General features: G+C 71.7%; 16 protein-coding genes. 5 read left to right on the top strand and 11 right to left on the bottom strand.

The annotated features are described in order from the left end of the window. Positions 1–30 precede the first annotated feature (30 nt). From E1267_RS36760 to E1267_RS36745, 4 genes are read right to left on the bottom strand one after another with little or no spacing between them, the layout of a single operon-like run. Entirely contained in the window at positions 31–813 is a 783-nt protein-coding gene (locus E1267_RS36760) for a GNAT family N-acetyltransferase (RefSeq protein WP_132339741.1), read from the bottom strand. After that, the gene (locus E1267_RS36755; protein WP_132339739.1) at positions 813–1,400 is read right to left on the bottom strand and encodes a phosphoribosylanthranilate isomerase; all 588 of its coding nucleotides are present in this window, start codon (positions 1,398–1,400) and stop codon (positions 813–815) included. The genes E1267_RS36760 and E1267_RS36755 overlap by 1 nt, the downstream gene beginning before the upstream one ends. 50 nt (positions 1,401–1,450) lie before the next feature. Next, positions 1,451–2,128: a response regulator gene (locus E1267_RS36750; protein WP_132339738.1), complete on the bottom strand. Its 678-nt coding sequence runs from the start codon at positions 2,126–2,128 to the stop codon at positions 1,451–1,453. Then, positions 2,125–3,729 (bottom strand): sensor histidine kinase, encoded by a 1,605-nt coding sequence (locus E1267_RS36745; protein ID WP_246064486.1) that lies wholly within the window; start codon positions 3,727–3,729, stop codon positions 2,125–2,127. The genes E1267_RS36750 and E1267_RS36745 overlap by 4 nt, the downstream gene beginning before the upstream one ends. A gap of 129 nt (positions 3,730–3,858) precedes the next feature. On the opposite strand from E1267_RS36745, the gene E1267_RS36740 reads away from it, so the two are divergent. Both E1267_RS36740 and E1267_RS36735 read left to right on the top strand, forming a co-directional pair. After that, positions 3,859–4,449 (top strand): class I SAM-dependent methyltransferase, encoded by a 591-nt coding sequence (locus tag E1267_RS36740; protein ID WP_132339736.1) that lies wholly within the window; start codon positions 3,859–3,861, stop codon positions 4,447–4,449. A 26-nt stretch (positions 4,450–4,475) separates the two neighbouring features. After that, positions 4,476–5,657, top strand: coding sequence for an acyl-CoA dehydrogenase family protein (locus E1267_RS36735; RefSeq protein ID WP_132339734.1), 1,182 nt, complete (start codon positions 4,476–4,478; stop codon positions 5,655–5,657). 330 nt (positions 5,658–5,987) lie between these two features. On the opposite strand, the gene E1267_RS36730 is transcribed toward E1267_RS36735, so the two are convergent. From E1267_RS36730 to E1267_RS36720, 3 genes are read right to left on the bottom strand one after another with little or no spacing between them, the layout of a single operon-like run. Next, positions 5,988–6,767, bottom strand: a complete 780-nt coding sequence (locus tag E1267_RS36730) for an enoyl-CoA hydratase/isomerase family protein (protein WP_132339732.1) — start codon at positions 6,765–6,767, stop codon at positions 5,988–5,990. Beyond that, positions 6,749–7,678, bottom strand: a complete 930-nt coding sequence (locus E1267_RS36725; protein ID WP_132339730.1) for an alpha/beta hydrolase — start codon at positions 7,676–7,678, stop codon at positions 6,749–6,751. The genes E1267_RS36730 and E1267_RS36725 overlap by 19 nt, the downstream gene beginning before the upstream one ends. 9 nt (positions 7,679–7,687) lie before the next feature. Continuing rightward, a complete protein-coding gene (locus E1267_RS36720) occupies positions 7,688–8,374 on the bottom strand; it encodes a gamma-glutamyl-gamma-aminobutyrate hydrolase family protein (protein WP_132339728.1) in 687 nt (228 codons plus the stop codon). Positions 8,375–8,832: 458 nt separating this feature from the next. Here E1267_RS36720 and E1267_RS36715 point away from each other — a divergent pair, with 458 nt between their 5' ends. Further along, positions 8,833–9,945 carry a globin domain-containing protein gene (locus E1267_RS36715; RefSeq protein WP_132339726.1) on the top strand — a complete coding sequence of 371 codons (1,113 nt, stop codon included), beginning with the start codon at positions 8,833–8,835 and terminating at the stop codon, positions 9,943–9,945. 153 nt (positions 9,946–10,098) lie between these two features. Here the strand turns inward: E1267_RS36715 and E1267_RS36710 are convergent, their stop codons facing one another. Continuing rightward, positions 10,099–10,890, bottom strand: coding sequence for a helix-turn-helix domain-containing protein (locus E1267_RS36710; RefSeq protein ID WP_132339724.1), 792 nt, complete (start codon positions 10,888–10,890; stop codon positions 10,099–10,101). Positions 10,891–11,044: 154 nt separating this feature from the next. On the opposite strand from E1267_RS36710, the gene E1267_RS36705 reads away from it, so the two are divergent. Further along, the gene (locus tag E1267_RS36705; protein ID WP_132339722.1) at positions 11,045–12,124 is read left to right on the top strand and encodes a WD40/YVTN/BNR-like repeat-containing protein; all 1,080 of its coding nucleotides are present in this window, start codon (positions 11,045–11,047) and stop codon (positions 12,122–12,124) included. Positions 12,125–12,127: 3 nt separating this feature from the next. Continuing rightward, entirely contained in the window at positions 12,128–12,436 is a 309-nt protein-coding gene (locus E1267_RS36700) for a ubiquitin family protein (RefSeq protein WP_201761224.1), read from the top strand. A gap of 117 nt (positions 12,437–12,553) precedes the next feature. On the opposite strand, the gene E1267_RS36695 is transcribed toward E1267_RS36700, so the two are convergent. The 3 genes from E1267_RS36695 to E1267_RS36685 all read right to left on the bottom strand — a co-directional run bounded on the left by E1267_RS36695 (position 12,554) and on the right by E1267_RS36685 (position 15,643). After that, the gene (locus tag E1267_RS36695) at positions 12,554–12,790 is read right to left on the bottom strand and encodes a hypothetical protein (protein WP_132339720.1); all 237 of its coding nucleotides are present in this window, start codon (positions 12,788–12,790) and stop codon (positions 12,554–12,556) included. Between the two features lie 89 nt (positions 12,791–12,879). Then, positions 12,880–13,887, bottom strand: a complete 1,008-nt coding sequence (locus tag E1267_RS36690; RefSeq protein ID WP_165960004.1) for a C-terminal binding protein — start codon at positions 13,885–13,887, stop codon at positions 12,880–12,882. Next, on the bottom strand, positions 13,874–15,643 hold the full coding sequence (locus tag E1267_RS36685; protein ID WP_132339718.1) for an IlvD/Edd family dehydratase: 1,770 nt from the start codon (positions 15,641–15,643) through the stop codon (positions 13,874–13,876). The genes E1267_RS36690 and E1267_RS36685 overlap by 14 nt, the downstream gene beginning before the upstream one ends. Between the last annotated feature and the right edge of the window lie 212 nt (positions 15,644–15,855).

Genomic DNA, 15,855 nt, shown 5'->3' with positions numbered 1-15,855 from the left:
CCCCTGCCCTGCGCCCGCCGAGTGCGGCCGTCAGGCGCGGAGGAAGGCGTGCGTGGAGCCGAGGGGTTCGAAGCCGAGCCTGCCGTAGAAGTCCTTCGGCCAGTCGTCCGCGTCGGCCACCAGGAAGATCAGCTCGGCCTCGGCCGCCTCCGCGAGCAGCGCGGCCATCAGGGCCCGCGCATGGCCCTTGCCCCGGTGCGGCATGCTCGTGAAGACGCTCTCGATCTGGGCGATGCCGCCGTCGACGTACAGGTCGGCCCTGGCGGCGATCTCGCCGTCCGGCCCGTCACCGGCTCGGACCGCGCGAAAGCCCACCAGGTCCGCGCCGCGCAGCCGGCGTTCCACGCGCCGGGCGAGCCCGTCGATCACGTCGTCCGGTGCCTGGGGCATCACCTGACGCCAGTCGCGACGCAGCACGGGCAGCAACTCCGGCAGCTCCAGCCGGTCGGCCGGGGGCGGATCGTGGGGTACCTCACCGCGGTAGGCCATGATCAGGTTGGTCTCGTGCTCGTAGCCGGCGGCGGCGAAGGCGGGCGCGAGAGCGGCGCCGAGCCGGTCGTCGTCCACGCACACCAGCCGGTGCGCCCGCCCGGCGAGCACATCGTCCGCCGCCCGCAACAGCTCGCCGGCGCTCGGGCCGCCGGAGCCGACGATCAGCTTGTTGTCGTCGTAGGAGCCGGGGAAGCGGTCGTCCAGCACCGCGAACCCGCCGGGGACCGGCAGCGCGATGGGCGCCCTGCGGCGGGCGAAGGCATGGACGAAGCCGATGGCGCGGGCCAGGTCGGCCGGCGCCGCGCCGGTCAGCACGTCCATCAGCCGCGCACGGCCTTCATGAACGCCCTGATGAGAGCCGGGTCCTTCACCCCCGGCGACGTCTCGACGCCGCTGGAGACGTCGACCCCCCACGGCTCGGCGTCCGCGATCGCGCCGGCGACGTTGGCCGGGTCGAGGCCGCCCGCCAGCAGCCACCGGCCGGAGGGCCGCCCGCGCACGGCCGCCCAGTCCCAGGGCAGGCCCGATCCCGCGTGGGGCGCGTCGACGATGAGCAGGTCCTCGTCGAAGGCTCCGCACCGCAGGTCGGCCTCCGCGTCGACGGCCCTGACCAGGCGCACGCCGAGGTCCTTCAGCGCGGTGAAGTCGCCGTGCGGATGCCGGCCGTGCAACTGAACGGCCCGCACCCCGGACGCCAGCGCGGCCGCGCGCACCGTCTCGGGGTCCTCGCCGCGGAACACCCCGACGGTGAGCACTCGGGCGGGGACGAGCGCGGCCAGCGCGGCCGCCTTCTCGACGGTGATCCTGCGGGGGCTGCGGGTCATGACGAGCCCGACGGCGTCGGCCCCCGCCTCGACGGCGGCCGCCACCTGCCCCGGATCGGTCAGCCCGCAGATCTTCACGTACACACCCCCGACTGTAGCGGCGGCGCCCGCCCACCGGCGACCGCGGACCGCGCTCAGCCGCGGCGCGGGCGTACGGGGCGGAAAGAGGCGTCGACCAGGCCGGTGCGGTGGGCGACGACGGCGGCCTGGATGCGGTTGCGCAGGCCCAGTTTGTCCATCGCCGCCGCGATGTGGGTCTTGACCGTGGTGACGCCCACGTGCAGTTCCTCGGCGATCTCCGCGTTGGACAGGCCCGCCCCCACCAGGGCGAGCACCTCGACTTCCCGGTCGGTCAGCCCGGCGGGCGGCGCGGGAGCGACGTGCTCCTCCCCGGCGGCGAGGAAGCGTTCCACGACCCTGCGCAGCACCGACGGCGCCAGCAGTTGCTCGCCGGCGGCCGCGCGGCGCACGGCGTCCACCATGCGCTCGGGGTCGTCGTCCTTGACGAGGAACCCGACCGCGCCCGCGCGCAGGGCGGCGTAGACGTTGGCGTCCTCGGCGAACGTCGTCAGCACCACGATCCTGGCCCCCGGACGGGCCCTGAGCACACGTTTGATCGCCTCCAGGCCGTCGACCTTGGGCATGCGCAGGTCCATGAGGATCACGTCGGGCAGGTGGTGCTCGGCCAGGCGCACCGCCTCGGCGCCGTCGACGGCCTCCCCGGCCACCTCCATGTCGCCCGCGGCCTGCAGCAGCATGCGCACGCCCGCGCGTACGAGGGCCTGGTCGTCGGCGATCAGCACACGGATCACGCGGGGCTCCTCTGGGACAGGCGGGAGGGCAGGCGGGCGGCCAGGAGCCAGCCGCCGTCGCCGTCGGGACCGGCGGACAGGGTGCCGCCGAGGGCGCGGACACGTTCGCGCATGCCGGCCAGCCCGCGCCCGGAGGAGGGCAGGCGTTCCATGTCGGTGGGCGGCCGGCCGTTGCGGATCTCCACGGAAAGTCCGTCGCCTGACGGGGTGACGCTGACGCGGACCTGCGTGCCTGGTCCGGCGTGTTTGAGCACGTTGGTGAGTCCTTCCTGGACGATACGGGCGGCGGAGGCACGGGCGATCAGCGGAGTGCGGTCGGCGGCCGGGTCGAGATCGAGGTCGACGTCGAGGCCCGCGGCGGCCACGCGGGCGGCGGCCTCGCGGATGACGTCGGCGGGGTTGGCCAGCAGGCCGGGCTGCCTGTCGGGGTCGCGCAGCAGGTCGAGCAGCTCCCGCAGGTCCTGCAGCACCTGGTGGCCCGCGTCGCGGATGTCGGTGAGCGCGTCGGCGACGGGGCCGTCGGGCGCGGCGTAGCGGGCGGCGCCGGCGCGCAGCACCATGGCGCCGACGTGGTGGGCGACGATGTCGTGCACGTCGCGGGCGATGCGCTCGCGTTCGGCGAGCTGGTCGGCGCGCACCTGGGCGACGGCCGCGCGGGCTGACTCCTCGGCGCGCAGCCGTTCGGCGGCCAGGGCGGCCTGTCTCATGCCGAGGTAACGGCCGATGGCGATCGGCGTGGCGACCAGCGTCATCAGGACGCCGACGCGGAACGGGGTGATCTCGGTCTCTTGGCCGACGACGGCGATCGCGGTGAGCAGGCACCCGGTCAGGTAGGCGGCGGCGACCCAGGCCCACGACCCCACCCGCATGGAGAACACGCCGATCGCGGTCAGGGTGAGGATGACGCAGGTGTTGACGGTGTTGTTCAGGTAGGTGTCGGCGGAGACGAGCAGCACGCCCTGCAGCAGGAACACCAGCCCCGGCAGCCGCCTGGCGATGCCCAGCGACAGTCCGCCCACGACGGCCAGCAACCCGACCACCCAGACGGGCTGCTCACCGAGGTGCCAGGAGCTCCACGTGCTCAGCACGGTGATGGCGACCCCGCCGGCGGCGAGCAGCGCGTCGGGGGTGACGTCGCGCTCCTCCAGCCGTCCCGCCGTGCTGCGCAGGTAGGCGCCGAGGACCGCGGGGAAGACCGGCAGGAGGACGGAGTACATCCAGGTGTTGGCGGTGGGCGCGAAGCCGGGGTCGGCGACGTTGCGGGCGGTGGCGACGATCGTGACGGCCACGGCGGCAGTGGTGGCCCGCAGGCCGGAGCGGTGCCCGGCCACGCCGAGCGCGACGCAGATGAGGATCTGCGCGGTGTTGGAGGTGAACGAGCCGATCTGGTCGGTCACCACGAGCAGCACGGCCAGATAGCAGGTCACCGGCACCGGCCGGTGTCGGACGAACCCCATGGGCAGGCCCGCCAGCAGCGCCATGGGCACGTTCGTCTCGGCGGGCAGGAACTCGGTGTCGCCCGCGTGCGCCGTCGTGAGCAGGTCGAGGCCCACGCCGGAGACGGCGAGCAGGACATCGAGAGGGACACCGCGCCAGCGCATGGGCACAACGGTATCCGCCCAGCGTGGAAGGCCGATCCTCCCGCTGGACGACCGCGCCTCCTCCAACTGGCCGCACATCCGCCCTGAGGATGGAGCGACCCATCAAGATCCTGCCCATAAAGTCGTGCCATGTCGAACGACACCTCACTCTTCCTAGGCCAGTTCCTGCGTGCCCCCTCCAAGATCGGCGCGGTCGCCCCGAGTTCCCGGAGGCTGGCGGCCAACGTCTGCGCGCCGATCCCCGAGCGGGGCGAGCCGACCGTGGTGGAGCTGGGGCCGGGCACCGGCCCGTTCACCGCGGAGATCCAGCAGCGGCTCGCCGGTCGTGGCCACCATCTCGCCGTCGAGGTCAACGACCTGATGGCGCGTCTGCTCGCCGACCGTTTCCCCACCGTGGACGTGGCGCACGCCGACGCGGCGAAACTCGGCGAGCTGCTGCGCGAGCGGGGGCTGCGGCAGGCGGACGTGGTGGTCAGCGGGCTGCCGTGGGCGGCGTTCCCCGAGGAGACCCAGCATGAGCTGCTCCGCGCCGTGACGTCGGCGATGAGCCCGGTGGCGGCGTTCACCACGTTCTCCTACGTGCACGCCATCCCGCTCAGCAGGGCCCGGCGTTTCCGCGCGCTGCTGGCCGAGCGTTTCGAGGAGGTCGTGCCGGGTCGTACGGTGTGGCGCAACCCGCCCCCGGCCTTCGTGTTCCACGCCCGGCGGCCTCGACCCTGATCAGAACATCTTTCTACGATGGTGTGATGGATTTCACCCTTCCGGACAGCGCCCTCGCCGTCCAGCGCGGCATCGGCGACATCTGCTCCCGTTACGACCTCGGCTACTGGCAGCGGTGCGAGAGCGACAGGCGCTGGCCTGAGGAGGTCTGGGACGAGCTGGCCAAGGGCGGCTGGCTGGGCCTGGCGGTGCCGGAGGAGCACGGCGGCGGCGGACAAGGGCTGCTGGAGCTGGCGGTGGCCACGGAGACGCTGTCGGCGTCGGGAGCGGCGGGCGGGTCGGCGTTCACGTACGTGCTGACCCCCGGCTTCGGCGCGCTCACGATCGATCGGCACGGCAGCGCGAGCCAGCGGGCGGAACTGCTGCCCAGGCTGGCCACCGGCGAGGTCGAGACCTGCTTCGCGCTGACCGAGCCGGACGCCGGGTCCAACTCGCTGGCGATCACCACGTCGGCCAGGCGTGACGGCGGCGACTTCGTGGTCAACGGGCAGAAGATCTGGATCACCGGCGTGCAGCGGGCCACCTGGATGCTGCTGGTGACCAGGACGGTCCCCGCCGCCGCGGCGCGCCCACGCACCCACGGGCTGACGGTGCTGCTGGTGAACGTGCCCGAGGCGGTCGCCGCCGGGCGGCTGACGTACCGGCCGATCCCCAAGATGGGCGCGAACACGACGCCGTCGAACATGGTCTTCATCGACGACCTGCGGGTGCCCGCCGCCAACCTGGTCGGCGAGGCCGACCAGGGCGTGGCGGTGTTGTGGGACATCCTCAACCCGGAGCGGGTCCTGCTGGCCGCCTCGGCGCTCGGCACCGCCGAGGTAGCGCTGCGGGTGGCCGTCGACCACGCCAAGGAGCGGGAGGTGTTCGGCCGGCCGATCGGCGCCAACCAGGCGATCTCCTTCCCGCTGGCACAGGTCAAGGCCAAGATCGAGCTGGCCAGGCTGATGATCTACAAGGCCGCGTGGTGCTTCGACCGGCGGCTGCCGTGCGGCACCGAGGCCAACATCGCCAAGCTCACGAGCTCGCAGGCGGCCTGGGAGGCGGCCGACGCGGCGTTCCAGACGCACGGCGGGATGGCCTACTCCCACGAATATCCGGTGGCCAGGCTGCTGGCCGACGCCCGGATCGCGAAGGTGGCACCTGTGACCGAGGAGCTCCTGCTCAACTACCTCGCGACCCAGGTGCTCGGACTCCCCCGCGGCTTCTAGCGGCCTTGCGGCCGGTGCGGCCCGGAAGACGTCCGGCGGCCCTCCGGCCGGTACGGCCCCGAAGGCGTGGAGCGCCGACGCCCATTCCGGCGCGTCCGCCCCGCTCGTCCGCCCCGCTCGTCCACCGGGCCGTCTACCGGGCCCGTCGCCGCGGCGCTGTATCCCCCTTCGCTGTCGTACGGAGTGCGCCGGACGCCTGCGAGACCCTCGGCTCCGCGTCCCCCGGGCAGCGGTCTCGGCCTCGGCGAACGGTGCCCGCCGGTGCCGGCGCGACCATCTGGTCGACCTGGGGGTGCGCCTACCCGAGCGGGCGGGAAGCACACCCGGCGCTCAGCCGAACGACGGCGGCCGCTTCTCCCGCAGGGCGCGCACGCCCTCGCGCACGTCGGGCCCGGTGAAGCCGAGGAACTCCATGGCGAGGGAGGCGTCGAAGGACGGCCCGGCCAGGCGCAGCCAGTTGTTGAGCGAGTATTTCGTCAGCCTGATCGCCTCCTGCGCGCCTTGGGCGAGCCGGACCGCGATCTCCATCGCCCTGTCGTGCACCTGGTCGTCGTCGACGCACAGGCTGACCAGGCCCATCCGCTCGGCCTGCTCGCCCGTGACGGGCTCGCACAGCAGCAGGTGGTATTTCGCCTTGGCCAGCCCGCACAGCAGCGGCCAGACGATCGCAGCGTGGTCGCCGGCGGCGACGCCGAGCCGGGTGTGACCGTCGATGATCCGCGCGGTGCGCCCGGCGACGGAGATGTCGGCCAGGAGAGCGACGGCGAGCCCGGCGCCGACGGCGGGGCCCTGGATGGCCGACACGATCGGCTTGGAGCAGTTGAGCACGTTGTAGACGATGTCGCGGGCCTCGGTGAAGACGCGCAGCCTCGTGGCGTGGTCGCGGGTCATCTCCTCGATCATGGACAGGTCGCCGCCGGCGGAGAACGCCGTGCCCTCCCCACGGACGAGCACGGCGCGCACGCCGTCGTCGCGGTCGGCGTCGCGCCAGATCTCGCCCAGCTCGCGGTGGGCGGCCGCGTCGACGGCGTTGAGCCGGCCGGGCTCGCTGATCGTGACCCGCAGCACCCCGTCGGCAGGGGTGTCGATCTTCAGCTTGGTGTAGGACACAGCGCCTCTCGCAGCCGTCGCGCGATGTGGTCGCGGGCCTCGTCCGCCTGGTCGAACAGGCCGGGCAGGCCGAAGAAGTTGTGCACCGCGCCGCCGAACCTGCGCAGCCCGACCGGCACGCCCGCCTGCTTCAGGCGCCGCGCGTAGCTCTCGCCCTCGTCGCGGAGCACGTCGTGGTCGGCCGTCACGATGGTGGCGGGAGCCAGGCCCGCGACGTCGGGCAGGCACAGCGGGGACAGCCGCGGGTCGGCCGGGTCGGCGTCGGGGGCGTACTGGCGGGCGAACCACGCCATCTCCGCCGCCTCCAGCCCGAAGCCCTTGGCGAACTCCGTGTAGCTGGGTGTGTCCATCGCCACGTCGAGCACGGGATAGACGAGCACCTGGTGGGCCAGCCGCAGCCCGGCGTCGCGGGCCTGCCAGGCGGCGACGGCCGCGAGGTTGCCGCCCGCGCTGTCGCCGACGACCGCCACGCGGCCGTTGCTCTGGTAGAAGGCGGGCCTGGCGAAGATGTCGCGCACCACCGTCCACGCGTCGTCCGCGGCGGCGGGGAAGGGATGCTCGGGGGCCAGGCGGTAGTCGGCGGACACCACCACCGCACCGGTGCGGATGGCCAGGTCGCGCCCCAGCGCGTCGTTGCGCTTGACGCTGCCGAGCACCCATCCGCCTCCGTGGAAGTAGACCACGACCGGCAGCGGGGCGTCGCCGGGGTCGGCGCGGTAGATCCGGATCGGCACGCCTTCGGCGCGCTCGTCGCGGACGTACGGCAGCTTGGTGAGCGGACCGCGCTGGGCCGCCAGGCCGTCATGTGCGCGCAACTCCTGGATCCCGGCCAGGTCGAGCGTGGCCGGATCAACGCCCAGATCCGACGGATGGACGGCGATGTAGTCCCGCGACTGAGGGTGCAGCGGCATGATCGCAGCCTAGCGGGCCGCCTCCATGAACGCATCGAAGAGCCGGTCCTCGACGTCGCGCTCGGGATGCCACTGGACGCCCACGCCGAACCTGTGGCCCTGCACCTCGACGCCCTCGACGATCTGGTCGTCGGCCCAGGCGACGGCGAGCAGGCCGTTGCCGAGGCGGCGCACCGACTGGTGGTGCGGAGCGACGACCTCGACCCGGTCGCCGACCGCCTTGCCGAGCTTGCTCGACACGCTGATCTGGAGCGTGTGCGGGGTGCCCGGCTCGGCGTGACGGTGGTTGCCGAGCACCTCGGGCAGCCAGGGGATCAGCGTGCCGCCCTGGGCGACGTTGAGCACGTGCATGCCCCTCGCGATGGCGAGGATCGGCACGTCGGCCTTGACCGCCGCCCTGGCCAGGGCCAGCTCGAAGCGGTCGCGGTGCGGCTGGCTCTCGGGGACGCGGTCGTCGCGCTCGCCGTTGTAGGCGGAGGCGTCCACCTCGACCCCTCCGGCCAGGACGACGCCCCGCAGGCCGCGTACGTAGTCGTCGATGGCGTGCAGGCCGAGCGGCGGGAGCACCACGGGAGCTCCTCCGGCCCGGTCGACCGCCTTGGCGTACGAGGGCGGCGAGAGCACGGCCTCCCGCACCCAGTCGCTCCAGCGGGCGGCCTCGAAGTAGGCGGTGATACCGATCAGCGGACGGGACATGCGATCTCCAGGGGCATGGTGGAGTTCGTTCGGCCACCAGCCGGTCGAGGTGACGGCTACATGCCCATCATGGCGCACAGTCTTTCCGATATGTCACCCCTCCTCAAGATCCCCTGCCGCCACGTGGCTCCCACGCGGCCGGAGCGGTGGACGGCACTCGCGCCCGCCCGCGGGCCTCCGCCGCCCCCCGACCTGACCCAGTCAGCGAAAAAGGTGAAAGTGACTTTTGTTCGGGATTTATGTTCAAAAACCGAGCAATATCGTACGGCCAACGCGGCACGAGATTCTGCTTCGCACCTTATTGGAGGGAAATGGTTGTGACGCGTCATCGGTGGTGTAAGACTCATTTGCGAGCGCATCGGAGCTGCCGGGGACGGACCTGCGCTCACGACCCGGAACCGTCAGGGAGGTGAACGACAAGACCGGAATGCCTTTCCGGTCACAAGTGGGGTGGGAATATGTCGTTGAATCCGCGCCTGGTCAAGGAGAGTTTCTCCGTCATCGAGCCGGTGGCCGAACAGGCCACGGCCTACTTCTACGGCCGGCTTTTCGCTGAGAATCCGCACCTGCGAGGCTTGTTCCCGCCGGCTCTGGACGTTCAGCGCGACCGGCTGTTCAGCGCGTTGACCAGGATCGTGTGGAGCCTGGACAGCCCGGACAGCATGGCGACGTACCTCGGCCAGATGGGCAGGGACCACCGCAAGTACGGCGTCGTGGCCGAGCACTACACGGCCGTGGGCAGGGCGCTGCTCGCCACGGTCCGCCGCTTCGCCGCCGACGTCTGGACCGCCGAGATCGAGGAGGCCTGGGTGGCGGCGTACGAGGCCGCCGCCACGTTGATGATCGACTCGGCCGAGGCCGACGCGGGGGTCTCGCCCGCCTGGTGGGTGGCCGAGGTGGTCGGTCACGAGCTGCGCCACCAGGACATCGCGGTCATCACGCTGCGGCCCGCGCAGCGGCTGCCGTACACATCCGGCCAGTACGTCACCGTGCAGACGGCGCGCTGGCCCCGCGTGTGGCGCACGTTCTCCATCGCCAACGCGCCGCGCCAGGACAACACGATCAGCCTGCACGTGCGCTCGGTGCCCGGCGGCTGGGTGTCGACGACCCTGACCAGGCACACGCGGGTCGGCGACACCGTCATGCTGGGGCCGCCGACGGGCACGATGACACCGCGCGAGCAGAGCGTACGGGACGTGCTGTGCGTGGCAGGCGGCACGGGCCTGGCGCCGCTGAAGGCGATCGTCGAGTCCATCATCGCCTCCGGCCGCCGGCCCGCCATCCACCTGCTGTACGGCGCCCGCACCGCCGGAGAGCTGTACGACCTGCCCGACCTGATCAGGATGGAGTCGGCCTTCCCCTGGCTACGGGTCGTGCCCGTGGTGTCGGACCAGCCGTCGTACGACGGGATGCGCGGCCACCTGCCCGACGTCACCCGGCGCTTACGCTCCTGGACCGAGCACGACGTGTACGTCTGCGGCCCGTCGCCCATGGTGAACGAGACCGTGCGCTGCCTGCAGCGGGACGGCGTACCGCTGTCGCGGATCCACCGCGACGCCGTGCACGCCTGACGATGCGGGACCCGGCCGGCCGGGTTCCGCTTCCACCAGCGCTCCCGGCAGTGCGGTGCGACGCGCGGCGGGGAGGCGGCCGGGCCTCGGCGGCCACCGGAAGGTGTCGGCCGGGCGCGCGGCAGTGGACGCGTGTGGGAACAGGCTGGGTGGTCAGCGGAAGGAGGCGGCGGTTTCCTCGTCGGCGGGCCAGAAGGTTTCGATGGCGAGCTCCGAGACCGTCACGTCCATCGGCGTGCCGAACGTCGCGATCGTGGTGAACATCGACAACACGCGGTCATCGGCGGCGACGCGCAGCGGCAGCAGGATGTCGCCGGGCCCCGGCACGTGCGCCACGTTCAGGTCCACGCCCGGATAGGTGTAGGACGCCACTTCGTCGTGGAGCTCGGCCAGGCGCCCGTCGCCGGACGCCTCGGCCTGCCTGCGCAGGCGGTGCAGCAGGTGGGCCCGTACCTCGGCCAGGTTGAGCAGGCGTCCGCCCATCGCGTCGGGGTGCAGTGACAGGCGCATCACGTTGACCGGCTCCGCCAGCAGCTCCGCCGGTACGCCGTCCGTGAACATCCCGGCCGCCCGGTTGGCGGCCACCAGGTTCCAGGCGGCGTCCACGACGAGCGCCGGATACGGTTCGTGCCCGGCCAGGATCCGGTCCAGCGCCTGGCGTACGACGTGCATCTCCGGAGCCCGCACCGCGCGTTCGGCATAGATGGGCGCGAACCCCGCGGACACCAGCAGCCGGTTGCGGTGCCGCAGCGGCACCTCCAGCTCCTCGGCCAGCTTGAGCACCATCGCGCGGCTGGGCCGGGCGCGGCCGGTCTCCAGAAAACTGATGTGACGGGCGGAGACGCCGGCCTCGATGGCCAGGTCGAGCTGGCTCACCCGCCGCCGCTGCCGCCACGACCGCAGCACATCACCAAAAGACTCATCATGTACGGCTACCGCTCCCATGTCCGGAACGCTAGTGCCTGGAGAAGAATGATGACCATTACCTCCCAGGTCATGCGCCGCAGGACCGGCTGACGGGCGACGGGAATCTCCCAGACCTCGGTAACTGTCGGTGGCGCGTGGCACGATGGCCGCAAAGCGAACATGGGAGCATGTCATGAGTGACGCAGTGCTCGCGATCGGCACCCGCAAGGGCCTGTTCCTGGCCCGCTCGGCGGACGGCGGCCCGTTCGAGATGCAGCCGATCCAGTTCTCCACGATCGCGGTGCCCTCGGTGGCCATCGACACGCGCGGCGCCACGCCCCGGCTCCTGGCCGGCGTCGAATACGGCCACTTCGGCCCGTCGGTCATGTATTCCGATGACCTCGGGCAGACCTGGCAGGAGGCCGAGCAGCCGCCCATCGCCTTCCCCGAGAAGACCGAGGCCACGCTCGCCAGGGTGTGGCAGCTGACGCCCTCCCCGTCCGAGCCCGGCGTGGTGTGGGCGGGCGTCGAGCCGGGCGCGCTGTTCCGCTCCGAGGACCGCGGGGTCACCTACCGGCTCGTCGAGGGCCTGTGGGAGCACCCTCACCGCCCGCTCTGGGAGCCGGGCGGCGGCGGGTTGTGCCTGCACACGATCGTCTGCCACGCCACCGACCCGGCGGTCATGGGGGTGGCCGTCTCCACCGGCGGTTTCTACCGCACGAGCGACGGCGGCCTGTCGTGGGAGGCGGCCAACCAGAACATCCGCGCCCCATTCCTGCCGGAGGGCGCCCAGTTCCCCGAGTTCGGCCAGTGCGTGCACAAGGTCGCCGCCGACGCGGCCGTGACGGACCGGCTCTATCTGCAGCACCACTTCGGCGTCTACCGCAGCGACGACTTCGGCGGCAGCTGGCACGACATCGGCTCGGCGTTGCCGTCCGACTTCGGCTTCCCGATCGTGGCCCATCCGTCGCGGCCCGGCACGGCCTTCGTTCTGCCGCTCACGGCCGACATGGACCGCACGCCCGTCGGCCACCGCTACCGCGTCCACCGCAGCGACGACGCCGGCGAGACGTGGCAGCCCTTCTCGGCGGGCCTGCCCGAAGGGCCCGTGCACGCGGCCGTGCTGCGTGACGCGATGACCGCGTCGGAGGCGGGGGTGTTCTTCGGCACGCGCGACGGCGAGGTCCACTGCTCGCGCGACGACGGCGAGACCTGGTCGCTGGTCGGCCGGCACCTGCCCGACGTGCTCACCGTGCGCGCGGCGGTGCTCTGACTCATGAGCAGACCGGTGATGTTGGTCGTGTTCGTGCTGCCCAGCTCGCTGCGCAGGTGGGTGAGCGGGATGCAGGAGGTCAAGGTCTTCGCGGTGGGCGCCGACCGCGACTCCCCGCCCACGCTCGGCTCGGCCCTCGACATGCTCCGGCGCACGCATCCGCTGCTGGAGGAGCGGCTGCGCGACGAGTACGGCCGCATCCGCAGGCACATCAGCATGATCGTGTGCGGCGAGAACGCCCGGGGGCTGGGCAGCCTCGACTGCGCGCTGCCGCCGGGCGCCGAGGTCTACGTGCTGCCCGCGCTCGCCTGAACGGGCCCGGCGGCTATCCGGCCCGGTCAGTAGCCGGGTCGCCTGCCGCCGTCATCGGCTCGTAGCGGGCGAGGTTCGTCGCGTTCTGCGGCCAGCCCATGCCCTGCAGGACATCGATCACGGCGCTGTACTGGTTGCGGCAGACTCGTTGATCGACACGAGGTCCGGCTTGCGGTAGCTGATCGATCCGGCGATCGCCTGGATGATGCCGTTCGTGGTCGAGCCCAGGTGCGAATGATGCCCGGCCATGTTCCAGTGCCAGATCTTGTACGTCGCGGTCGCCGAGGAGGCCGCCGGCGCGGGAGCCGTCTGAAGGGCAGCGGTGGTGACGAGGGGAAGGCCACCACCGTCCATAACAGGCGCCCGGAGCCGGGCACGCGCGAGATCCGCCGTTCGCATCGGCACGGAGCGTTCGCAGGGCCACGACCTCCTGCCCGGGTTCCTCAGGGAGAGCCGGCCGTCACGTCGTTGACCGGGCTACGGGCACTTTGCCCGGTCAGGACCCGTACAGCCTCTTCCGCGGCGATGCGCCGCACTGTTGTGATGGCTTCCTCGGAGTAGTAGGCGGCGTGGGGAGAGATGATCACGTTGGGCAGCGCGAACAGGGGGTTGCGCGGACGCCAGTCGCGCTGTTTCGCGGGCTCCTCTTCCAGGTCGTCCAGCGCTGCGCCCGCGATCCATCCCTCGGTCAGTGCCTGGTGGATCGCCGCATCCTCCACGATCGGGCCACGACCGGTGTTGATGAGGATCGCGGTCGGCTTCATCCTGCGCAGCGTCGTACGGTCGAAGGTGCGGCGTGTCTCAGGGGTGAGCGGCGCCTGGACCACGAGGTAGTCGGCGCCTTCCACGAGCTGGTCGAAGGACACCGGCCGCACCTGGCGCGATCGGAGTCCGGACTCGTCGAGGAACGGGTCGTGCGCCCAGACCTCGACGCCGAACGCTCTGGCGCGTTCGGCGATGAGCCGGGCGATGAAGCCGAAGGACAGCAGCCCGAACACCCGTCCCCGCAGCCGCCAGATCGGCTGACCGCTCTGCCACTGCCATACGCCCTTCCGGGTCTCCCGGTCGTATACGCAGATCTTGCGGGCGGCGGCCAGCCAGAGCGCGACGGCGTGATCGGCGACCTCCTCCGCGCACCATTCGTTCGGCGCGTTCGTGACCTGGATGCCTCGCCGCGTCGCGGCGTCGACATCGACGATGTCCACACCCGTGCCGTAGCGGGCGATCACCCGGCACCGGGTGAACGTGTCGATGGCGCGGGAACCGACCCGAACGTACTGGGTCAGCACGCCATCGACGTCGCGGCCCTTCTCGATCACCTCGTCCTCGCTCTTGCACTGCTCGGCGAGCAGCTCGAACCCGGCGCCCTCGATGATCGCGCGCTCGATGTCCACGTCGCCGAAGTCGTAGTCGGCGATCATGATGGTGCCCCTGGCGTCAGTGCGAGTCACGGGGAATCCCCTTGGTGTGTACGAGGTCCTGGTAGGACAGGGCGAGCTCCAGACAGCCTCCGGTGTCCAGCTGCCCGACCGTGGAGCGGTAGATCTCCTGCCACGGTGTCTGGTTCTCGACCACCGGCGGTGTGTGGTCAGCCCACCGGGCGGCGATCTCCTCGTCGGACAGCAGGACGTCGACGCGCGCGTTGTCCATGTCGATACGGATACGGTCGCCGGTGCGCAGGATGGCGAGATTGCCGCCGACCGCGGCCTCGGGGCTGGCGTTGAGAATGGACGGTGCGTCCGAGGTGCCGCTCTGGCGGCCGTCACCGAGCGTGGGCAACGTGGCGATGCCCCGCCGGAGCAGCGCGGCGGGGACCTCCATATTCACGACCTCGGCCGATCCCGGGTAGCCGATCGGCCCGGTGTAGCGGATGACGAGGATGCAGTCCTCGTCGAGGCCCAGTTCGGGATCGTCGATGCGGGCGTGGTAGTCCTCGGGCCCCTCGAAGACGACGGCGCGATAGTCGGACACCGCGCGGAGGTCGCCGGTGAGGACCGAGGTCTTCATGACCGCGGAGTCGAACAGGTTGCCCGTCATGACGAGAAGCCCGCCGCGCGCGGCGAGCGGATCGTCGAAGGGACGGATGACCGCCGGGTCGACCGGCGGGGCGTCGGCCAGGTTCTCGGCCACCGTATGCCCGGAAACGGTCACGGCGTCGCCGTGCAGGCGCCCTGCCGTCAGCAACGACCGCATGACGGCGGGGACACCGCCGGCGCGGTAGAAGTCCTCGCCGAGGAACTCACCGGCGGGGGCGACGTTCGCCAGCACGGGGATGTCGCCCCCGACCCGCTGCCAGTCCTGGATCGACAACGGCACCCCGACGTGCCGCGCGATGGCGTTGATGTGGATGGGCACGTTCGTGGAGGCGGCGATGGCCGAGGCGACCACGATCGCGTTCTCGAACGCTCGCATGGTCATGATCTTGCGCGGGGTGAGGTCCTCGCGTACGAGATCCACCGCTCGACGGCCCGTGTCGTAGGCCATCTGCGCCCGCCGGCGATAGGGGGCCGGGATCGCCGCGCAGCCCGGCAGGGACATCCCCAGGGCCTCGGCCAGGCTGTTCATCGACAACGCGGTGCCCATCGTGTTGCAGTGACCGATGCTGGGTGCGGAAGCGCACACGCGCGCCATGAACTCGTCGTAGTCGATCTCCCCGGTGGCCAGCAGCCGCTTCGACTGCCAGATCACCAGCCCTGAGCCCGACGCGCCTATCCGCTCGCCCTCGCGATAGCCGTTGAGCATCGGCCCTCCGGACAGGACGATCGCCGGGATGTTCACCGTCGCCGCCGCGGCCAGGCACGCGGGCGTGGTCTTGTCACAGCCTGTCGTCAGCACGACCCCGTCGAGGGGATACCCGTAGAGCACCTCGACCAGCCCGAGGTAGGCGAGGTTGCGATCCAGCGCGGCAGACGGGCGTTTACCGGTCTCCTGCAGCGGATGGACGGGGAACTCGAGCGGGATGCCACCGCCGTCGCGGATCCCGTCTCTGACCCGGTCGGCGAGGTCGAGGTGGTGGCGGTTGCAGGGCACGAGGTCGCTGCCCGTCTGGGCGATGCCGATGATCGGCCTGCCGGACCGGAGCTCGGCCGGGGTCAGCCCGAAGTTGAGATAGCGTTCGAGATACAGAGCAGTCATCTCCGGATTGCCCGCGTTGTCCCACCAGGCCTGGCTGCGCAGGCCGCCCGTGGCGCGTTCGGTCGACGCCATCAACTGCTCCTCACCGGTGCAGGCCCGTCCGGCCGGCCACAGTCAGGCGGTTCGGAGAGCACCGGCTGCGCGGTGAAGCGAAGCGTGAGGTCGCCGGTTGCGCCGAGGATGACGAGTCGGTCGATCATGCCGTGCTACCCGCTCTCGCTCGTGCGAGGTTGACGCCGCTGGCGATGATCCCGATGTGGCTGAACGCCTGCGGGAAGTTGCCC

Origin of the sequence: Nonomuraea longispora, assembly GCF_004348345.1 — a bacterium.
Taxonomy (GTDB): domain Bacteria; phylum Actinomycetota; class Actinomycetes; order Streptosporangiales; family Streptosporangiaceae; genus Nonomuraea; species Nonomuraea longispora.
The sequence above is the reverse complement of the archived record's forward strand: the minus strand, read 5'-3'. Positions and strand labels throughout refer to the sequence as shown.